This is a genomic window from Corynebacterium mastitidis DSM 44356 (genome assembly GCF_000375365.1).
GTDB classification, from domain to species: Bacteria; Actinomycetota; Actinomycetes; order Mycobacteriales; family Mycobacteriaceae; genus Corynebacterium; species Corynebacterium mastitidis.
This window is the reverse complement of sequence record NZ_AQXB01000002.1, coordinates 329,450-347,302: the sequence shown is the minus strand read 5'-3', so window position 1 is coordinate 347,302 and position 17,853 is coordinate 329,450. Positions and strand designations below refer to the sequence as shown.

General features: G+C 69.8%; 18 protein-coding genes. 8 read left to right on the top strand and 10 right to left on the bottom strand.

From position 1 onward, the window contains the following. Nucleotides 1-7: 7 nt before the first annotated feature. From pstA to mshD, 4 genes are all read right to left on the bottom strand, one after another. Complete coding sequence (pstA, locus tag B140_RS0103945) at nt 8-925, bottom strand: phosphate ABC transporter permease PstA (RefSeq protein ID WP_018118056.1); 918 nt, start codon at nt 923-925, stop codon at nt 8-10. 13 nt (nt 926-938) lie between these two features. Further along, nucleotides 939-1,943, bottom strand: a complete 1,005-nt coding sequence (pstC, locus tag B140_RS0103940; RefSeq protein WP_018118055.1) for a phosphate ABC transporter permease subunit PstC — start codon at nt 1,941-1,943, stop codon at nt 939-941. Between the two features lie 22 nt (nt 1,944-1,965). After that, complete coding sequence (pstS, locus tag B140_RS0103935; protein ID WP_026165972.1) at nt 1,966-3,057, bottom strand: phosphate ABC transporter substrate-binding protein PstS; 1,092 nt, start codon at nt 3,055-3,057, stop codon at nt 1,966-1,968. A gap of 155 nt (nt 3,058-3,212) precedes the next feature. Beyond that, nucleotides 3,213-4,091: a mycothiol synthase gene (gene mshD / locus B140_RS0103930; RefSeq protein ID WP_018118053.1), complete on the bottom strand. Its 879-nt coding sequence runs from the start codon at nt 4,089-4,091 to the stop codon at nt 3,213-3,215. Between the two features lie 32 nt (nt 4,092-4,123). Here mshD and B140_RS0103925 point away from each other — a divergent pair, with 32 nt between their 5' ends. Further along, a complete protein-coding gene (locus B140_RS0103925) occupies nt 4,124-4,912 on the top strand; it encodes an LmeA family phospholipid-binding protein (RefSeq protein ID WP_018118052.1) in 789 nt (262 codons plus the stop codon). Nucleotides 4,913-5,135: 223 nt separating this feature from the next. On the opposite strand, the gene B140_RS0103920 is transcribed toward B140_RS0103925, so the two are convergent. Next, nucleotides 5,136-6,158, bottom strand: a complete 1,023-nt coding sequence (locus B140_RS0103920) for a diacylglycerol/lipid kinase family protein (protein ID WP_018118051.1) — start codon at nt 6,156-6,158, stop codon at nt 5,136-5,138. Nucleotides 6,159-6,219: 61 nt separating this feature from the next. On the opposite strand from B140_RS0103920, the gene B140_RS0103915 reads away from it, so the two are divergent. Beyond that, nucleotides 6,220-6,903 carry a heme-binding beta-barrel domain-containing protein gene (locus B140_RS0103915; RefSeq protein WP_018118050.1) on the top strand — a complete coding sequence of 228 codons (684 nt, stop codon included), beginning with the start codon at nt 6,220-6,222 and terminating at the stop codon, nt 6,901-6,903. A gap of 19 nt (nt 6,904-6,922) precedes the next feature. Here B140_RS0103915 and B140_RS0103910 read toward each other — a convergent pair whose 3' ends face one another. Next, nucleotides 6,923-7,822: an aminodeoxychorismate lyase gene (locus B140_RS0103910; protein ID WP_018118049.1), complete on the bottom strand. Its 900-nt coding sequence runs from the start codon at nt 7,820-7,822 to the stop codon at nt 6,923-6,925. A 40-nt stretch (nt 7,823-7,862) separates the two neighbouring features. On the opposite strand from B140_RS0103910, the gene ygfZ reads away from it, so the two are divergent. Together ygfZ and B140_RS0103900 are read left to right on the top strand one after the other, a co-directional pair. Then, a complete protein-coding gene (ygfZ, locus tag B140_RS0103905; RefSeq protein ID WP_018118048.1) occupies nt 7,863-8,957 on the top strand; it encodes a CAF17-like 4Fe-4S cluster assembly/insertion protein YgfZ in 1,095 nt (364 codons plus the stop codon). A gap of 160 nt (nt 8,958-9,117) precedes the next feature. Further along, complete coding sequence (locus tag B140_RS0103900; RefSeq protein ID WP_026165969.1) at nt 9,118-9,321, top strand: DUF3073 domain-containing protein; 204 nt, start codon at nt 9,118-9,120, stop codon at nt 9,319-9,321. A gap of 91 nt (nt 9,322-9,412) precedes the next feature. Here B140_RS0103900 and purM read toward each other — a convergent pair whose 3' ends face one another. Genes purM through B140_RS0103885 form a run of 3 tightly spaced genes read right to left on the bottom strand, consistent with a single transcriptional unit; the run spans nt 9,413 to nt 12,449 of the window. Then, nucleotides 9,413-10,483, bottom strand: coding sequence for a phosphoribosylformylglycinamidine cyclo-ligase (purM, locus tag B140_RS0103895; protein WP_018118046.1), 1,071 nt, complete (start codon nt 10,481-10,483; stop codon nt 9,413-9,415). A gap of 38 nt (nt 10,484-10,521) precedes the next feature. Beyond that, nucleotides 10,522-12,048, bottom strand: coding sequence for an amidophosphoribosyltransferase (gene purF / locus B140_RS0103890; RefSeq protein ID WP_051069238.1), 1,527 nt, complete (start codon nt 12,046-12,048; stop codon nt 10,522-10,524). Nucleotides 12,049-12,059: 11 nt separating this feature from the next. Beyond that, complete coding sequence (locus tag B140_RS0103885; RefSeq protein ID WP_026165967.1) at nt 12,060-12,449, bottom strand: sterol carrier family protein; 390 nt, start codon at nt 12,447-12,449, stop codon at nt 12,060-12,062. 170 nt (nt 12,450-12,619) lie between these two features. Here B140_RS0103885 and B140_RS0103880 point away from each other — a divergent pair, with 170 nt between their 5' ends. The 4 genes from B140_RS0103880 (at nt 12,620) to B140_RS0103865 (ending at nt 16,732) form a co-directional block, all read left to right on the top strand. Then, entirely contained in the window at nt 12,620-13,615 is a 996-nt protein-coding gene (locus B140_RS0103880) for an acyl-CoA thioesterase (protein ID WP_018118043.1), read from the top strand. 194 nt (nt 13,616-13,809) lie between these two features. Continuing rightward, nucleotides 13,810-14,841, top strand: a complete 1,032-nt coding sequence (locus B140_RS0103875) for a FecCD family ABC transporter permease (protein ID WP_018118042.1) — start codon at nt 13,810-13,812, stop codon at nt 14,839-14,841. Next, nucleotides 14,838-15,905, top strand: a complete 1,068-nt coding sequence (locus B140_RS0103870; RefSeq protein ID WP_018118041.1) for a FecCD family ABC transporter permease — start codon at nt 14,838-14,840, stop codon at nt 15,903-15,905. The genes B140_RS0103875 and B140_RS0103870 overlap by 4 nt, the downstream gene beginning before the upstream one ends. 32 nt (nt 15,906-15,937) lie before the next feature. Next, nucleotides 15,938-16,732, top strand: coding sequence for an ABC transporter ATP-binding protein (locus B140_RS0103865; RefSeq protein ID WP_018118040.1), 795 nt, complete (start codon nt 15,938-15,940; stop codon nt 16,730-16,732). Between the two features lie 433 nt (nt 16,733-17,165). Here the strand turns inward: B140_RS0103865 and B140_RS0103855 are convergent, their stop codons facing one another. Further along, the gene (locus B140_RS0103855) at nt 17,166-17,822 is read right to left on the bottom strand and encodes a LysE family translocator (RefSeq protein WP_169332519.1); all 657 of its coding nucleotides are present in this window, start codon (nt 17,820-17,822) and stop codon (nt 17,166-17,168) included. Nucleotides 17,823-17,853: the final 31 nt, after the last annotated feature.

Sequence of the window (17,853 nt, the reverse complement as noted above, 5' to 3'; positions counted from 1 at the left end):
CGTGTTTTTAGTGCTTGACGGAGAACTTGGCGGAGATAAAGCGGGCCGTGATATTCAGCACGGCGATGATGAGCACCAGCGTGAAGGCCGCGCCCCAGAGCTTGTCCACCACCGCGTCCGCCGTTCCGGCCTTGTACATGTCCACCATCATCAGCGGGAGGGAGGACTGCGGGCCGGACATGGGATCCCAGTTGATGACCTGCGTGGAGCCCACGAGGATGAGCACCGGGGCGGACTCGCCCATCACTCGGGCGATCGCCAGCATGATGCCGGTGATGATGCCGGACAGCGAGGTGGGAAGGACGATCCGCACGATGGTCTTCCACTTGGGAACGCCGAGCGCGTAGGAGGCCTCGCGGAGGTCCTGGGGGACGATCCGCAGCATCTCCTCCGTGTTGCGCACGATCACCGGGACCATGAGCAGCACCAGGGCCAGGGACACCGCCATGCCGGAGCGCTGGAACCCAAAGAGCACGATCCACATGGAGTAGACGAACAGCGCCGCCACGATGGAGGGCACGCCCGTGAGGATGTCCACCATGAAGGTGGTCACCCGCCCCAGGCGGTTGCCGTTGGAGTACTCCACCAGGTACACGGCGGTGAACACGCCGATGGGGATGGAGACGAGCGAGCAGATGGCCGTCTGCACCAGCGTGCCGATGATCGCGTGCAGCGCGCCGCCGCCGGGCTGCATGTACATGATCTTGAACTGGGAGGACGTCCACCAGTCCGCGCTGAGCACCGGGCCCAGGCCGCGCGAGATCAGCACGTAGAGCACCCAGACCAGGGGGATCATCGCCAGGGCCATCGTGGCGTACACCAGGACCGTGGCGACCGTGTTGGTGGTCTTGCGCCCCGCGGAGATGTCGGAGAAGGCGGAGTTCTTGATGTCTTTGACGATGGGTCGATCAATCGAGGTAGTCATTGTCCTTGTCCTCCTACTTCTTGCTCACCAGGGCGCGAGCAATGGAATTGACCACGAAGGTCAAGAGGAACAGCACCAGGCCGGCGGCGATGTAGGCTCCGGCGGAGATGTTGTTGTTGAACTCCGGGGCGGCGTTGGCGATCGCCGTGGCGAAGGTCGTGCCGCCGTCGAAAAGCGAGAACCGGAAGCCCGAGGACGGCGAGATGACCATGTACAGGGCCATCGTCTCGCCCAGGGCGCGGCCCAGGCCCAGCATCGCGCCGGAGACGTAGCCGGAGAAGCCGAAGGGCAGCACCGTCATGCGCACGACCTCCCAGCGGGTGGCGCCCAGGGCGAGGGCGGCCTCGATCTGGCCCTTGGGCGTTTGCACGAACACCTCGCGGGTGGTGGCGGCGATGATCGGCAGGATCATCACGGCCAGCACGATGCCGCCGGTGAACAGGTTGCGCCCGGTGGCAAAGGACGGGGAGTTCTCATACACGGAGAACAGGAAGAACCCGCCCGCCCAGCCCTCCAGCCAGGAGTACAGGCCCTCCAGCCAGGGGCCGAGCACCTGCCAGCCCCACAGGCCGTACACGATGGACGGCACGGCCGCGAGCATGTCCACCAAGTACCCCAGCGGCTTCACCGCGCGCTTGGGGGCGTAGTTGGACAGGAAGATGGCGATGCCCAGGGCCACCGGCATGGCGATGAGCAGCGCCAGCACGGAGACTAAGGCCGTGACCGCCAGCAGGTTGGGGATGCCGAACTGCATGGCGGAGACGTTTTGGGTCTGCCACTCACCGGAGTAGGTGAGAAAGCCCCACAGGCCGCCCTCGTTGCGGGACAGCGAGGGCACCGCGCGCCAGATCAGGAAGAGCCCGATGGCCGCGATGAGAACCGTAATCAGCGTGGCCGACGTGGTGGACAGCGTCTCAAAGACGCGGTCACCGGCGCGTTTGACCGTGGTGGAACCCGCCGACGCGCTCGCGGCCTTAGGCCCACCGGCCCTATCAACCTCGGAAAGTGGAGATGCCATGAACGTAAACGATCCTCTCGGATTACTTGATGGCCTCGACGGCCTGGGCAAGGCGGTCGTGGTGGGCGCCCGTGACCGGGATGTAGCCCAGCGACTCGAGCTGATCGTCCTGGGAGTTCAGGGCCACGGTGAGGAAGTCCTTGAGGCGGTCCGCCGTGCCCTCCTCCGCGCCGGAGTTGGCGTAATCCGAGCACACGATCTCGTAGGTGGTGAGCACCAGCGGGTACGCGCCCTCCTCCTTCATCCCGAACAGGGCCTCGGAGTCCACCACCATGTTGTTGCCCTCGCCGGTGAAGCTGAGGTTGTCCAGGGCCACGCCCACCGACTCCGAGTTCAGGGCCACGGGACCGGAGCCGAAGTCGATGTTGGCCACGCCCAGGCTCTGCTTCTGCTTGGCAAAGCCGGACTCCACGTAGGTGATGGCGCCGTCGATGGCGTCCGCCTCCGAGGCCACGCCGCTGGAGCCGTTGGCCCCGGAGCCCACGCTCGCGGGGAAGGTCTGCCCGGTGGTCTCCCACACGTCCGGGACGGCGGCGTTGAGGAACTTCTGGAAGTTATCGGTGGTGCCGGACTCGTCGGAGCGGTAGATCACCTGGATCTTCTTGTCCGGCAGGTCCACGCCCTCGTTCTCCGCGGCGATGGCGTCGTCGTTCCAGTTGGTGATCTCCCCCTTGAAGATCTTGGCGACCGTCTCCACCGAGAGGTTCAGCTCGTCCACGCCCTCCACGTGGTAGGCCACCGCCACCGGGCCGATGACGAAGGGCAGGTGCCACGCCTCCGAGCCGCAGCGCTCCTGGGCCGCGCCGACCTGCTCCTCGGACAGCGGGGAATCCGAACCCGCGAAGTCCACGGTGCCGCCCACGAAGTTCTGCCGCCCGGAGCCGGAGCCCGAGCCGTTGTAGGCCAGGCTCGCGCCGCCGATCTGGGTGCCGTACTGCACGCCGAAGTAATCCATGGCCGACTGCTGGGAGGAGGCACCCTCGGCCACGAGCTGGCCGGTGGCGTTGGACAGGCCCTCCACGGAGCCCTCGCCGGACTCCTCGGAGCACGCCACCAGGGCGGCAGACGACGCGGCAACGACGCCGACTGCGGCGGCAAAACGCTTAACATTCATGGTTACGGGAAACCTTTCAGGCTCTGCGATTGAGTTCTGCGGGCGGCGAGGATACGAAAGTTCCTCACCGCGCCCCAGGGCAAAAGGTAGATCCCGATTGCGTCCAGCGGGCCAATAACGCGTGAACGCCACGTTAATTTCACACCATCATTAGGCTAACTGTCCTGGGTGTACACCACATGTTCCTCCGCCACCTGGAAGCCCAGGCGATAGTATGCCTTCAGCGCGGCCTGGTTATCCGCCTCCACGTACAGCACCACCCGGCGCGCGCCGCGCCCCACGAGGTGCTCCAGGCCCGCACGCAGCAAGGACCCGCCCAGATGCCGCCCCCGGTACGCCGCCGCGAGGCCCACCACGTAGACCTCCCCGAGGCCGCCCTCCCCCTCGTGCCACTTGGTCCAGTGAAAGCCCGCCAACTCCTCCCCCTCTGTGAGGAACAGCACTCCTCGCGGGTCGAACCACGGCGCCTCCATCCCGCGCTCCAGGCGGGCGCGATCCCAGCCGCCCTGCTCTGGGTGCCAGGAGAAGGCCTCGTTGTTGGCCCGCAGCCAGGCGTCGAGCACGCGATCGCGGCCCCACCGCCCCGCCAGCTCATCCAGGGTGCTCAGCGCGTAGCCCCTCGGGGCCTCCGCACGCGCGACCCACTCCAGGGCCTCCCCCTCGATCCCCAGCACCAGCAGCCGCCGCGTGGGGTCCATCCCGCGCCGCGACGCCAGGGCCTGAGCGGCGGGCAGGTTGCCGTGCGCCCACACGGAGGCGGGCGGCAGGGCGCCCAGCAACAGCGTGGCCACGCCCCGCCGCCGGTGCTCCGGGTCCACGGCCAGCTCCGCCTCCTTATCCACGGCGAGCAGCCCGATCACCCGCTCCCCCTCCGTGACCACCGCGTGCCGGTGCCCCAGGCGGGCGTCGCTGATGCCCAGCACGAACTGCTCGGACAGCGCGGCGATGCCGTCCGCGCGCTCCACGCGGTCCAGGAGGTCGCGCGCGGCATCGGCGTAGGGGCTACCGGGGAGGGCGAGGGTATGCGTGTTCATGCCCGCCCAGGGTACTCACTAGACTGACGGGCGTGGCTGCGAGCAAGAAGATCCTGGGCGTGACCGCCGCCGCGCTGTGCGGGGCGGGCGCCGTGGCGTGGGTGGCGGACTCCGCGGTGGCCATCCGCGCCGAGCGGGCCATCTCCACCGCCGTGGCCGACAACTCCAACCTGGAGGTGCCCCCGCACGTCTACCTGGGCGGGATGCCCTATTCCCAGGCCCTGCTCACCGGGGAGATCCCCCGGCTCTCCGTGGAGGCCCTGGACGTGGACACCCCCGGGCTGGGGCTGGTCAACGCCCGCACCGAGATCACCGCCATCGAGGCCAACCGGCAGCAGGTGCTCAGCGGGAACATCACGGGGGCCACGGCGGAGATATTCAGCCGCCAGCTCGGCCTGGACGGGGTGGCCGTGGGCGCGCAGCTCGGCATGACCGACCTCGACATCGCCAACCCCTACGACATCTCCCCCGGCGGCGGCCCCGCCGTGGAGGTGCAGCTCACCGGCACCCCGGAGGGCTTCGACGCCCCCGTGACCGTGATCGCGGCGCTGCGCCTGGAGGGCCCCACCTTCCGCATGACGCCCACGCAGTTCCCCGGGGTGCCGACCGAGCGCGTGGAGGCGGCCCGGCGCGCCTTTAGCTGGGAGCTGGACACCCGCTCCCTGCCCCTGGCCGGGCAGGCCGAGGCCGTGCACGTCTCCGGGGGCTCCATCTACTTCACCGCGCAGCGGCGCAACATCACCGTGGAGTTCTCCGATCTCTCGCCCCTGGAGACCTCCAGCCCCTCCGACTACGACGACACCGACTACGGGCGGGGCTAGGCGCGGGCTTGGGCGCGCGGGGTCGCGAGGGCGCGGGCGGCCGAGTCTGCGCTTTTCATGCCGGTGTGTGACGGATGAGGTTCACTCCCGTCACGCCCGGGCGGCGCGGGACGCTTTCATTCCGCCGTGGGGCGGGAGCGAACCCCACGCGCCCCACGGCGGCATGGAAACGTCGCGACCGCGCGGCACCACCCTCCGCTCCCGACCCCGCGGCGCCCGGCGGCTACCGCACGCGGACAAAGTCCCGCAACGTGCGCCACACGGTCCTGCGGACGGACAGCGGCTCCTCGCGCGGGGCGAACACCTCCAGGGCGGCGGGAACGGAGCCGAGCCGCACCCGGGTGTAGTCCCCCTCGTACTCGCCGTCCACCTGGAAGTGCTCGGGCGTGGGGCAGACCATCTCCACGGCGGTTGCGTCGTCGAACCGCACGGTGCGCCGCTTGATCCATCCCTCGAAGCGGCGCTGGTGACCCACGCCGATGAGGTGGAGCATGCTGGCCACCCCGCCCAAGCCCCGGATGTCGGTGAGGCCGAAGAGCCCAAGCCCCTGGTCGAAGGAGTTGCCGGGGTTGGTGACCACGGGCAGCGGGCCGAGGAAGGTCCAGGGGTTGGTGTTGGAGGCGAAGAGCAGGGGCATGCGGCTTAAGTGCAGGTCGCCCCCGGCGGCCGAGGTGGCGCGCACCTCGATGGAGGGCGGCTTGATCTGGCTGCGCAGCCACGCCTCCGTGGAGACCACCAGGTAGCGCAGGGGCGTGGCGGCAAAACCCCGGCTGCGCACCTGCTCCACCCGCTCGATCACGGTGGCGTCGATGCCGAAGCCCGCGTTGACGGCGAACCACCCCTCGTTCCAGGTGCCCAGGCAGATGCTGCGGCGCTGGTCCCCGCGGAGGGCCTGGGCGAGCTGGCGGGCCACGACGTCGGAGAAGGGCTGGTAGCCCAGGGCGCGGGCAAAGACGTTGGCGGAACCGGTGGGCACCACCGCCAGGGCCGGGACCTCCCCCGCCGCCGGGGCGCCCTCCACCTCCCCCAGCAGGCCGTTGATGACCTCGTTGACGGTGCCGTCCCCGCCCACGGCGATCACCACGTCGTAGTCCTCGCGGCGCAGCCCCCGGCACATCTCTGCGGCGTGCCCGGCGTGGTGGGTCAGCACGCTGCGCACCCGCAGCCCCTCCACCTCGCGCAGGGCCGCCATCACCCGGCGCAGCATGAGGCCGGATTGGGTGGTGGCATGGGGGTTGGAAATCATCAGCGCACGCACCGGTACCAGTGTAGCCCCCGCGCGCGACCCTACCAGTACCCTGGTGGGCATGGCTGAAGAAAATCACGTTCCCGATACCCCCGGCGACGCCGCCGCCTCCGGCGCCCCCGAGTCCCGCCCCACCCGCAGCGGCACCGACGCGGTGAACCTCGCCGCCGAGCAGTCCAAGTCCACGGCGGGCCGCAACATCCCCTCCCTCGAGGACCTGCCGGTGGCGGCCGACACCGCCAACCTGCGCCTGGGGCCGAACCTGCACGACGGCCTCCTCGCCCTGCTGCCCCTGGTGGGCGTGTGGCGCGGCGAGGGCCAGGCCGACACCCCGGAGGGCGGGCAGTACACCTTCGGGCAGCAGATTACCTTCGCCCACGACGGCGAGAACTACCTGACCTACGAGTCCCGCATGTGGAAGGTGGACGAGGAGGGCAACCCCTCCGACCTGGACCAGCGCGAGTCCGGCTTCGTGCGCATCGACCTGAAGGACAACATCGAGTTCGTCTGCGCCAACTCCGCGGGCGCGGTGGAGATCTTCTACGGCAAGCCCGTCAACGAGCGCGCCTGGGAGATCCAGTCCGCCTCCACGATGGTCACGGAGACCGGGCCCGCCACCCTGGGGCCGGGCAAGCGCCTCTACGGGCTCATGCCCAACAACCACCTGGGCTGGGTGGACGAGCGCGTGGTGGACGGCGAGCTGCACCCGCGCATGTCCGCCGAGCTGACCCGGGTGGTGGGCTAGCGCCCCCAGCCGAGTACGCCTAGGCGGTCACCGCCGCCTCGATGAGCGCCCTGACCTCCCTCTCGTGCCCGCGCCCGGGGTCCGGGAGCGCGGCGCCGTCGAGGCTGGTCACGCGGGCCGCCAGCCGCACGGAGCTGACCAGCCACACGGACTGCGCCGCGCGGAGGTCGGCCACCGTGAGGTCCTTGGCCTTGCACCGCCATCCCGCCTCCTGGGCGGCGTGGAACAGCGCCTCCTGGGTGGTGCCCGGCAGCACCTCCCCGCCGGGGACGGGGGTGCGCATCTTGCGGTTCTTTTTCACCAGCACCACGGTGGAGGTCGCCCCCTCCAGCACGCGGGCCTCCTCCCCGGTGCCCTCGGTGAAGATCACCTCCTCGCAGCCCCGGGAGCGCGCGTGGCGCAGGGCGGACATCGCCTCCGCGTAGCCGAGGGTCTTGGCCCCGGCGGGCATCCAGTCTCGCGCCTGAGGGTTGGGCACCAGCCCGCGCGGCAGGGTCAGGGCGCTCACCCCCTCCTCGCGCTGCTCGCGCTGCCGCCGCCCCACCTCCGTGAGGGTGAGCCACGCGGAGGGAAAGCCGGTGGTGGCCCGCCCGTGGCTGTAGGTCCACACGCACTTTCCCTCGGCCTCCTCGCCGCGCTCGGCCGCCCACGCCGCCACGGCCTCGGCGGTGGCCGAGCGCCAGTAATCGAGGTCGGGTTCCGGCAGGCCCAGGGCGCGGGCGGAGGCGGCGAAGCGCCGCGCGTGGCGCTCCTGATTGCACACGCGGCCCCCGCGCACCAGGAAGGTTTCAAAGACGCCGTCGCCACGGGTGACCGCCGCGTCATCCCAGAACAGGAACGGAAGGGAGGCGTTGTGCCTGCGGATGGACCCGCCGAAGGGCTCCAGGATGAAGATGATGGGTGCCGTGCTTCCAGCCATACCTTGAATTATGCCCGCCGCGGGGGGTTACCATCTACCTGTGTCTGAAACCACCGATTACACCTCCCCGCTGCTGAGCCTGCCCGGGGCCACCCCGGCCCACGAGTCCGATCCCCTGGCCCTGGCCGTGGACGGCCGGGGCGTGGCCTGGCACTACGGCGATCCCCTGGCCGAGCAGCGCCGGGCCGCAGGCTCCGGGGTGGTCATCGACAGATCGCACCGCGCCATCATCCGCGTGGGCGGCGCGGACGCCGCGGCCTTCCTCAACAACCTGCTCAGCCAGAAGCTCGACGACGCCCCCCCGGGCTTCCACGCCGAGGCCCTCGACCTCGACGCCCAGGGGCGCGTGCTCCACCACGCCGGGATCAGCCGGACGGAGGCGGGGTTCTACCTCGACCTGCCCCAAGTACAGGCGGATTCCCTGCTGGCGTACCTGCGCCGCATGGTGTTCTGGTCCGAGGTGGAGATCGAGGAGACCTCCCTGGGCCTGCTCACCCTGCTCGGCCGGTTCGACCCCGCCCCCGACCTCGGCGGCCTGCCGCTGGCCTTGTCCCGGCCCCTGGGCGGCCGCCTCGACCTCGCCGTGGAGCGCGCCGACCTGCCCGCCGCCGTGGAACGCCTGCGCGAGCGCGGCCTGCACCCGGCGGGGCTCATGGCGTGGAGCGCGCACCGGGTGCACGCCCTGGAGCCGGAGCTGGGCGCGGACCTGGACGCCAAGGCGATCCCGCACGAGGTGCCCCGCTGGATCGGCCGGGGGGAGAACCCCGGCGCCGTGCACTTGGTCAAGGGGTGTTACCGGGGGCAGGAGACGGTGGCCCGGGTGGAAAACATCGGGCGCTCCCCGCGCCTGCTGGTGCGCCTGCACCTCGACGGCTCCGTGCCCGCGCTGCCCGCCCCCGGGACGGACATCACGGCGGGCCCCCAGGGGCGACGGGTGGGGCGCCTGGGCACGGTGGTGCACGACCACGAGTGGGGGCCCATCGCGCTGGGCCTGCTCAAGCGCTCCGCGCTGAGCCCCGGCGGGCCCGCCCTGGTGGCCGGGGACGCCGCGCTGTCCGTGGACGAGGACTCCCTGCCGAGCTTCGAGGGGGATAAGGCCGGGCGCGCCGCAATGGATCGGCTGCGGGGGCGGTAGCTTTTAGCCCCGTACCCTGCCCAAAGCCGCCCCCGGCGGAGGCGGTGCAGAAATTTTTGGTCAGAACCGCTATTGTGTCTTACAGGAATATAGACACACGTAAAGCAGATGGGGCATCCGAATTCCCTGGGTGCCCTGAAACTCCAAGGGGGTCATCGCCATGGGTCGCGGTCGCGCGAAGGCAAAACAGACCAAAGTTGCACGCCGGTTGAAATACAGCACGCCAGACATGGATCTGGAGTCCCTACAGCGTGAACTAGCCGGCAAGGCTCCTCACCGCTCCTACGAGGACTCCTCCGAGACGGATTACGACGACCCGTACGCGGAGTACGCCTACTGGGATGACAGGGAGGAGGGCCGCTAGGGCCCGCCCTCCTCGTCACCGCCAGGAAAAGGGGCGGCACCCTCTCCACCGAGAAGAGGTGCCGCCCCTTTTCCTGTCCCCCGCCGGGCAATCAGTAGCCGGGGTGACTGCCCGTCATCACCACGCGCTGGGCGTCGCCCTCGGCGGCGTCGCGCACCGTGCCGATCTCGAAGCTCGGCACGTGGCGGGCCGCGAGCATCGCCAGGGCGCGGTCCCGATCCTGGGCGGAGACCACCGCGACCATGCCCACGCCCATGTTGAAGGTCTTTTCCATCTCCTCCTCGGACACCTTGCCCAGGGAGGCGATGGTGCGGAAGATCTGCCCCGGGGTCCACGCCCCGCGCGAGATCGTGGCCACGAGGTGATCCGGGATCACGCGCGCCAGGTTGCCCGCCAGGCCGCCGCCGGTGACGTGGCAGAAGGTGTGAATATCGCACTCCGCCGCCAGGGCCAGGCAGTCCTTGGTGTAGATGCGGGTGGGCTCCAGCAGCTCCTCGCCCAGGGTGCGGCCCAGCTCCTCCACGTGGCCGTCGAGCGGCAAGCCGGCGCGCTCCAGCAGCACGTGGCGCGCCAGGGAGTAGCCGTTGGAGTGCAGGCCGGAGGAGGCCATGCCGATGATGACGTCCCCGGGGCGCACCCGGTCCGGGCCCAGCAGCTCGTCCGCCTCCACCACGCCCACGGCGGTGGCGGAAACGTCGTACTCCCCCGGCTCCATCAGGCCCGGGTGCTCGGCGGTCTCCCCGCCGAGCAGGGCGCAGCCGGCCTCGGTGCAGCCCTCCGCGATGCCGGAGACGATCTGCGCCACGTGCTCCGGAACGACCTTGCCGATGGCGATGTAGTCCTGGAGGAAGAGCGGCTCCGCGCCGCACACCACGAGGTCGTCCACGCACATGGCCACCAGGTCGATGCCGATGGTGTCGTGCTTGCCCATCGCCTGGGCCACCGCGAGCTTGGTGCCCACGCCGTCGGACCCGGCGGCCAGCAGCGGCTCGCGGTACTTGCCCAGGGCGAAGAGACCGGCGAAGCCGCCCAGCCCGCCGCGCACCTCGGGGCGGGTGGCCTTCTTGGCCAGCGGGGCGAACAGCTCCACCGCGCGGTCCCCGGCCTCGATGTCTACCCCGGCGGCGGCGTAGGAGGCACCTTGCGTCTCATTCTGACTCATCGTTTTGTCTCTTTCCGTCCTTGTTCGTGGTCACGGGGTTAGCTCTGGGCGAGGGGTTCTTGCAGGCGGGCCACAAGCTCGGCGTTGGGGTTGCCCTCGGGCAGGCCGAGGGGGTATTCCCCGGAGAAGCACGCGGTGCACAGCTCGCTCATGGGCTGCTCGGTGGCCTCCACCATCTGCTCGATGGACACAAACCCCAGGGAATCCGCCCCGATGGCGGTGCAGATGGACTGCGCCACGTCCTCGTCGTTTTGGCTATCCCCGGAGTTGGCGATCAGCTCGCCGGGGCTGGCAAAGTCGATGCCGTAGAAGCAGGGCCACTTCACCGGCGGAGAGGCGATGCGCACGTGCACCTCCGCGGCGCCCGCCTCCCGCAGCATGCGGATCAGGGCGCGCTGGGTGTTGCCGCGCACGATCGAATCGTCCACCACGATCAGGCGCTTGCCCTCGATGACCTCCCGCAGCGGGTTGAGCTTGAGGCGGATGCCGAGCTGGCGCAGCGTCTGCGAGGGCTGGATGAAGGTGCGGCCCACGTAGGAGTTCTTCACCAGGCCCTGGCCGAAGGGGATGCCCGACTCGCGCGCGTACCCCACCGCCGCGGGTGTGCCGGACTCCGGAACCGGCATCACCAGGTCGCCCTCGGCGGGGAACTCCCGGGCCAGGCGGCGGCCGATGTCGATGCGCACCGCGTTGACCGAGCGGTCCCGGATCACCGTGTCCGGTCGGGCCAGGTAGACGTACTCGAACACGCAGCCCTTGTGGCGCGGCTCGGCAAAGCGCTCGCTGTGGATGCCCGTGGCGTCGATCGCCACCATCTCGCCGGGCTCGATCTCCCGGACGAAGGAGGCCCCCACGATGTCCAGGGCGCACGTCTCGCTGGCCACCACCCAGCCGCGCTCCAGGCGGCCCAGGGCCAGGGGCCGCACGCCATAGGGATCGCGGGCGGCGTACAGGGTCTGGCCGTCGGTGAAGGTCAGGCAGAAGGCGCCGTGCACGCGCGGCAGCAGCTCGCGGGCGGCGTCGAGCACGGTGGTGCCGTCCGCGACGGCGTCGGCAAGCAGGGCCGTGAGCACGTTGGTGTCCGAGGCGCTGGCGGCGTCCAGCACGCCGCGCTCCGTGGCCTCGTCGCGCAGCTCCATGAAGTTCACCAGGTTGCCGTTGTGCCCCAGGGCGATGTCCGTGCCGTTGGAGGAGGTGCGGAACATGGGCTGGACGTTGTTCCAGTCCGTGCCGCCCGCCGTGGAGTACCGGGTATGCCCGATGGCCACGTCCCCCTCGAAGGAATCCAGCAGCATCTCGTCGAAGATCTGGGAGACCAGGCCCATGTCCTTGTACACGATGATCCGGTCGCCATCGCCCACCGCGATGCCCGCGGCCTCCTGGCCGCGATGCTGGAGGGCGAACAATCCGAAGTACGTCAGCTTGGCGACCTCCTCGCCCGGCGCCCACACACCGAAGACACCGCACTCCTCGCGCGGGGCGGTCTCCCCGCGATCGTCGAGGTTCACGGGAGGCGAGACAGGGACGGGAGGACAATGCGTGTTCCTAAGTGCCACGGGCAACATCATAGCCACCCTTAGCCACCCAGCCTAAACAACGGCAGCCAGCGGGCCACCTCCCCCGCGCGGGCCCCGGAGGCCTCCACACGGTTGCTCCGCACCGCCGCCTCGTACTCCTCCGCGCCCACCACCAGGCGCAGCCAGGTGAGGGCGGTGGTTTCCACCACGTTGGGCGGCGTGCCGCGCGTATGGCGCGGCCCCTCGATGCACTGCACCGCCACAAACGGCGGCACCCGCACCTCCACCGAGTGCCCCGGGGCGGTGTGCTCCAGCAGCCGGGCGGACTGGCGCACCGCCGCCGCCAGCTCCGCGCGCGGGGGCGCCGGGGTGCCCTCGGGGTCGCACGCCCACTCCCGGACGGCCTCCACCGCGCGGCGCGCGGCCACAGGATCGATCTTCTTAGCCACCACGGCAGTATATCCCGCCCGCCCTTGCCCCACGCCTCCTCTATCTCTCTCCCTGCTATCTCACTGCCCCCCTCGTGGGCGCGGCTCGTGGGCGCGGCCGGGCGCGCGGTATGGTGGTGGGGACTTTTCTATGGAACCCACCCCGTATTACCCCGGAGAATGCCACATCCATGACTAATCCCGCCACCAAGTCCCCCGCCGTCACCCTGCGCTTCATGGCCGCGCCCACGGACGTGCTCTTTGCCGACTCCCACGGTATCTCCGGCGGGCGCGTGCTGGAGTGGATCGACAAGGCGGCCTACGCCTGCGCCACCCAGTGGTGCGGCACCTACTGCGTGACCGCCTACGTGGGACATATCCACTTCACCCGCCCCATCCCCTCCGGGCACATCGTGGAGGTGCGCTCCCGCATCGCCATGACCGGGCGCACCTCCATGCACATCATCAACGAGGTCTTTTCCGCCGACCCCCGCGAGGGAGTGTTCACCCGCGCCTGCGACTGCCTGGTGATCTTCGTGGCCAAGAGCCCCGGCACCGGCAAGTCCACCCCCGTGCCCACCTTCGTGCCCACCTCCGACGAGGAGCACCGGGTGCAGGAGGCCGCCCGCTCCCGCATCGGCCTGCGCAGCGCCATCGAGGCGGAGATGGAAAAGCAGACCTACGACGGCCCCTCCGACGCCCCCCGCCTGATTACCCGATTCCTGGCCAAGCCCACCGACGTCAACTGGGGCGGCAAGGTCCACGGCGGCACCGCGATGGAGTGGATCGACGAGGCGGGCACCGCCTGCACCATGGAGTGGTCCGGGGAACACACCGTGGCCGTGTACGCCGGGGGCATCCGCTTCTACCAGCCGATCTCCATCGGTGACCTCATCGAGGTGGACGCCCGCATGCTGCGCACCGACGAGCGCAGCATGCAGATGTCCATCCACGTGCGCGCGGGCGACGCCCACCGGGGCCGCACCGAGCTGGAGACCGCGATCCACGCCACCGTGACCTACATCGCCAAGGACGTGGACGGGCACGCCCTGCCCTCCCGACAGTTCACCCCGGTGACCGAGGAGGATCAGCGCCTGGCCGAGCACGCCACGATCCTGCGCAACCTGCGCGCCGAGTACTCGCCCAAGCCGCTGATTACCCCGCCGCGCGCGCAGCACGTGGACTAGGTTGGACTAGGTAATAAGGGGTGGCGCGGGGTCGGGGGAATTAGGGGCTGGGATAGCCTGCGGGCGTGGCGTGTACTCGGACCGCTCGCTTTTATGCACGAGGTTACCGACACAGCCGGGGAAGAACACCCCGCCCATCATGGTATATACTTAGCCTTACCTATGAAACACCGTCTCTCCGTTCCACAGCTCGCATGACCGCGACACCCTCCCGCAGCCGCCCGACCCGCCGCGCCCTGGGCCTCCTGCTCATCCTCGCCGCACTGCTGCTGACCTGCGCCGCAAGCCTCGCCCACGGTTCCAACCCCCTGCCCTACACCGCCGTCTGGGACGCGCTGTGGCACCGGGGCGGGGACACGACAACGCAACAAGCGGAGGCCATCGTGTGGGGACAACGGGTACCACGCACCGTCGTGGCGGTGATCGCGGGTGCGGGCTTTGGCGTCTCCGGAGCCCTCATCCAGGCGATCACCCGCAACCCGCTGGCCGATCCCGGCATCCTGGGCGTCAACGCCGGGGCGAGCTTCGCCGTGACCGTGGGGGTAAGCCTGTTCGGTCTGAGCAGCGCGGCGGGCTACGTTTGGTGTGCCTTCCTCGGCGCGGCGCTGGCCACGGTGCTGGTGTACGCCATCGGGGCCGCCGGTGGCGGCACCGCTCATCCCGCCACTCTGGTGCTTGCGGGAGTAGCGCTGGGGTCGGTACTCACGGGAATATCGCGTTTTCTCATGCTCCTCAACCCGCGCACCTTCGACGCCATCCGGCACTGGGGCGTGGGATCGGTATCCGGGACCTCGCTTGCCGACGCCTACGCCGTGCTCCCCTTCCTCGCTCTCGGCCTGACGGTGGCTCTCGCTCTCTCCCCCGCGCTCAACTCCATCGCCCTGGGCGACGACCTCGCCGCCTCCCTGGGCACCAGGGTGGGGCGCACCCGTGCGGCCAGCGTCGTGGCACTCACCCTGCTGGCCGGTTCCGCAACGGCCCTGACCGGGGGAATCGGCTTCGTGGGGCTGATGGTCCCGCACGCGGTGCGGTGGTTCGTGGGGCCGGACCAGCGCTGGATCATCGCCTACTCCGCCCTCGCTGCGCCCGCCCTGGTGCTTTTAGCCGACATCCTCGGGCGCATCCTCGGCCGCCCCGGGGAGATCGAGGCAGGGATCGTCACCGCGCTGATCGGCGCGCCCGTACTCATCGCGCTGGTACGGCGCAGGAAGGTAAGTGGACTGTGAGGCCTCCCCTGAACCCCGGCTACGCCCACACCAGCATACGCACGCGCTTCTTCTCCTTCCGCGTGTCGCTGCGCCTGGCGTGGTGGAGCCTCGCCCTGCTCCTCGGGGCCTGCCTCCTGTGTCTGCTCGGCATAGGTATGGGGGACTTCCCGCTCTCCCCGGGCGAGGTGCTGCACGTCCTAGGCGGCGGAGGAACGCAGATCCAGCGGGTCATCGTCACGCAGTGGCGCATGCCCATCGCACTGGCCGCGCTCCTCTTCGGCCTGCTTCTCGGCGTAGGCGGGGCGATCTTCCAGTCTCTCACGCGCAATCCCCTGGGTTCCCCGGACGTGATCGGCTTCGACGCCGGAGCGTACACCGCCGTGACCGTCGCGGTACTCGTGGCCGGGACCAACGATGCATGGGCCCTCGCGGCGGCGGCCGTTACCGGCGGACTCCTCACCGCGCTCGCCGTCTACCTCCTAGCGAGACGGCGCGGCGCTCCGGGCTTTCGGCTCATCATCGTGGGCATCGCGATATCCGCAGGGTTGGGTTCCCTCAACTCCTACCTCATCACCCGCGCCCAGGTGGAGGACGCGATGGTGGTGGGCTTCTGGGCCGCTGGCTCACTCACCAGGGTGACCTGGCAGGGCCTCGTCCCCGCGCTCATCCTCGGAGTGTTCGTGCTGCTGGGTGCCGCGCTGCTCTCCCCGGCGCTGCGCAGCCTAGAGCTTGGCGACGCCACCGCCACCACCCAGGGCACAAAGGTACCGCTGGTCAAGCCCTCCCTCATGGCCCTGGGGGTAGCCACCACCGCTCTCGTAACCGCCGCAGCGGGTCCCATCGGGTTCATCGCCCTGACCGCCCCGCAGCTCGCGCGCCGCCTTACCCGCACCGCCGGGGTCAGCCTGATCGCCTCGGCCGCGATGGGCGCGGCGCTACTCTGCGCCGCCCACGTGTGCGCGGTGGCGATCTCGCAGGCATACCGCCCCGTCCCCGTGGGGCTCATCACCGTGTGCCTGGGCGGGGCATACATGATCTGGCTGCTCGTCCGCGAGGCCCGCGCCCACGCAACCCCCGCATAACCACGCTTCCTCTCATAGAAAGGCTCCGTGCCGTGCCCGACTCCCCCGCCCGCCTGCGCGCCCGCAACGCCACCATCGGCTACGACACCCACACCATCTCCTCGGGCCTTTCCGTGGACATCCCCGACGGCTCGTTCACCGCCATCATCGGCCCCAACGGCTGCGGCAAGTCCACCCTCCTACGCGCCCTGGCCCGCGTGCTCGTGCCCACCTCCGGAGCCGTCACCCTAGATGGAAAGGCCATACACCGCATACCCGCCAAGGCGGTGGCGCGCGAGCTTGGCCTCCTGCCGCAGACCTCCCTGGCCCCCGAGGGCATCCGCGTGACCGACTTGGTGGCGCGCGGGCGCTCCCCCTACCAAAGCTTGTTCCACCAGTGGCGGCCCAGCGACGAGGAGGCCGTGCGCGACGCCCTGGAGGCCACCGGAACCCTCGACCTCTCCGATCGTCTGGTGGAGGAACTCTCCGGCGGGCAGCGCCAGCGCGTATGGATCGCCATGCTCCTGGCGCAGCGCACACCCCTCATGCTGCTCGACGAGCCCACCACCTTCCTCGACATCGCCCACCAATACGAGTTGATGGAGCTGCTGCGCGACCTGCACGAGGAGGGCAAGACCATCGTGACGGTGCTGCACGACCTCAACCAAGCGGCCCGCTACGCGGATCGTCTGGTGGTGATGAGACAGGGGGACATCGTGACCACGGGAGCACCGAGCGACGTGCTCACCCCCGAGCTCATGAAGGAGGTCTTTGGGCTGCGCTGTCTGGTGGTGCCCGACCCGGTAACCGGCACCCCGGCGGTGGTGCCAGTAGACCCGAGGGGGTAGCGCATGGCGCACAGATCAGGCGTCAGAATAAAATAGCGACGTTCGGGGGAACTCTTAGTCCACCCCGAACGCTCATCCCTTCAGTGGCGCATGTCCCCGCCACGAGTGGGGACGCCTGTGAAGGTAGGTCCTCTCTTCAAGAAGGGAGGTGGGGATCATGGCCCTAGTGAAGAAAAGGAGCCGCCGCGAGAGTGACAGCTCTCTGCGGCGGCTCCTCGGGCGGGTCGTTTCCAGCGTCATCGCGGGATACATCCGCGATGGGATTCGCTGGTTGATCGACCTCACATAGTCCCACCCGAGAATCCCTACTTTTCTGAAGCGAGAGGTAGGGATTCTCGTGTTCGTGCCCCCGGGCGCGGAGGCTAACCCGGATTCTATGCATAATTGCGCGCTCGTGTGCAAAACAGGGGTAATTTCGGGGCTACCCCGCCCCTCACACCCCCTGGGCCGCCTCCGCCACCATCACCATGGCCAGCACGATCATCGCCACCCCGCCGGCGGCCTGCAACGCCACGGCGGCCCTCTCATTGGCACACAGCACCCGGCGCGCCGCCAGGCTCAGGCAGGCATACACGGCCACCACGCTCACGGTAAAACCCATGCCCAGGGTGAACATCTGCGTGCTCACCGGCCAGGGGGCCTGCTTGTTCACGAACTGCGGCAGCAGCGCCACGAAGAACATGATGGCCTTGGGGTTAAGCAGGCTCACGCCCATCCCCTCCCACACGGGGGAGGAAGCCTTGGCGGGGCGCTGCCCCTGAGTACCGGGGGCGGGTGCCGACGCCCCGTGCGAATCCGACCGGCGCAGCCCCCACAGCATGGTGGTGCCCAGGTAGAGCAGCAGCGCCGCGCCGCCGAGGGTGACGGCGGTGAGGATCGCCGGGTGCCCGGCCACCGCGGCCCCCACCCCGGCTGCCACCACGGCGCTGAGCACCACGTACCCCGCCCCAAGCCCCATCAGGGCCTGGTTCACGGCGGCCCGGGAGTCCGCGCCGATCACGTGGCGCAGGATCAGCCCCCAGTCCGGGCCGGGCACGCAGCTCATGGCCACGGATATGCCTAAGAAACTCAGCAGCAGCGCAATATCCATGCACACGAGGCTGCCGCAGCGCAGGAAAACG

What these genes read in the sequence shown, in the direction of transcription:
- purM (WP_018118046.1), bottom strand. Translation starts at nt 10,483, where the DNA reads ATGAGTCAGAATGAGACGCAAGGTGCCTCCTACGCCGCCGCCGGGGTA.
- pstC (WP_018118055.1), bottom strand. Translation starts at nt 1,943, where the DNA reads ATGGCATCTCCACTTTCCGAGGTTGATAGGGCCGGTGGGCCTAAGGCC.
- B140_RS0103900 (WP_026165969.1), top strand. Translation starts at nt 9,118, where the DNA reads ATGGGTCGCGGTCGCGCGAAGGCAAAACAGACCAAAGTTGCACGCCGG.
- pstA (WP_018118056.1), bottom strand. Translation starts at nt 925, where the DNA reads ATGACTACCTCGATTGATCGACCCATCGTCAAAGACATCAAGAACTCC.
- purF (WP_051069238.1), bottom strand. Translation starts at nt 12,048, where the DNA reads ATGTTGCCCGTGGCACTTAGGAACACGCATTGTCCTCCCGTCCCTGTC.
- pstS (WP_026165972.1), bottom strand. Translation starts at nt 3,057, where the DNA reads ATGAATGTTAAGCGTTTTGCCGCCGCAGTCGGCGTCGTTGCCGCGTCG.
- B140_RS0103875 (WP_018118042.1), top strand. Translation starts at nt 13,810, where the DNA reads ATGACCGCGACACCCTCCCGCAGCCGCCCGACCCGCCGCGCCCTGGGC.
- B140_RS0103915 (WP_018118050.1), top strand. Translation starts at nt 6,220, where the DNA reads ATGGCTGAAGAAAATCACGTTCCCGATACCCCCGGCGACGCCGCCGCC.
- B140_RS0103880 (WP_018118043.1), top strand. Translation starts at nt 12,620, where the DNA reads ATGACTAATCCCGCCACCAAGTCCCCCGCCGTCACCCTGCGCTTCATG.
- mshD (WP_018118053.1), bottom strand. Translation starts at nt 4,091, where the DNA reads ATGAACACGCATACCCTCGCCCTCCCCGGTAGCCCCTACGCCGATGCC.
- B140_RS0103920 (WP_018118051.1), bottom strand. Translation starts at nt 6,158, where the DNA reads ATGATTTCCAACCCCCATGCCACCACCCAATCCGGCCTCATGCTGCGC.
- B140_RS0103855 (WP_169332519.1), bottom strand. Translation starts at nt 17,822, where the DNA reads ATGGATATTGCGCTGCTGCTGAGTTTCTTAGGCATATCCGTGGCCATG.
- B140_RS0103910 (WP_018118049.1), bottom strand. Translation starts at nt 7,822, where the DNA reads ATGGCTGGAAGCACGGCACCCATCATCTTCATCCTGGAGCCCTTCGGC.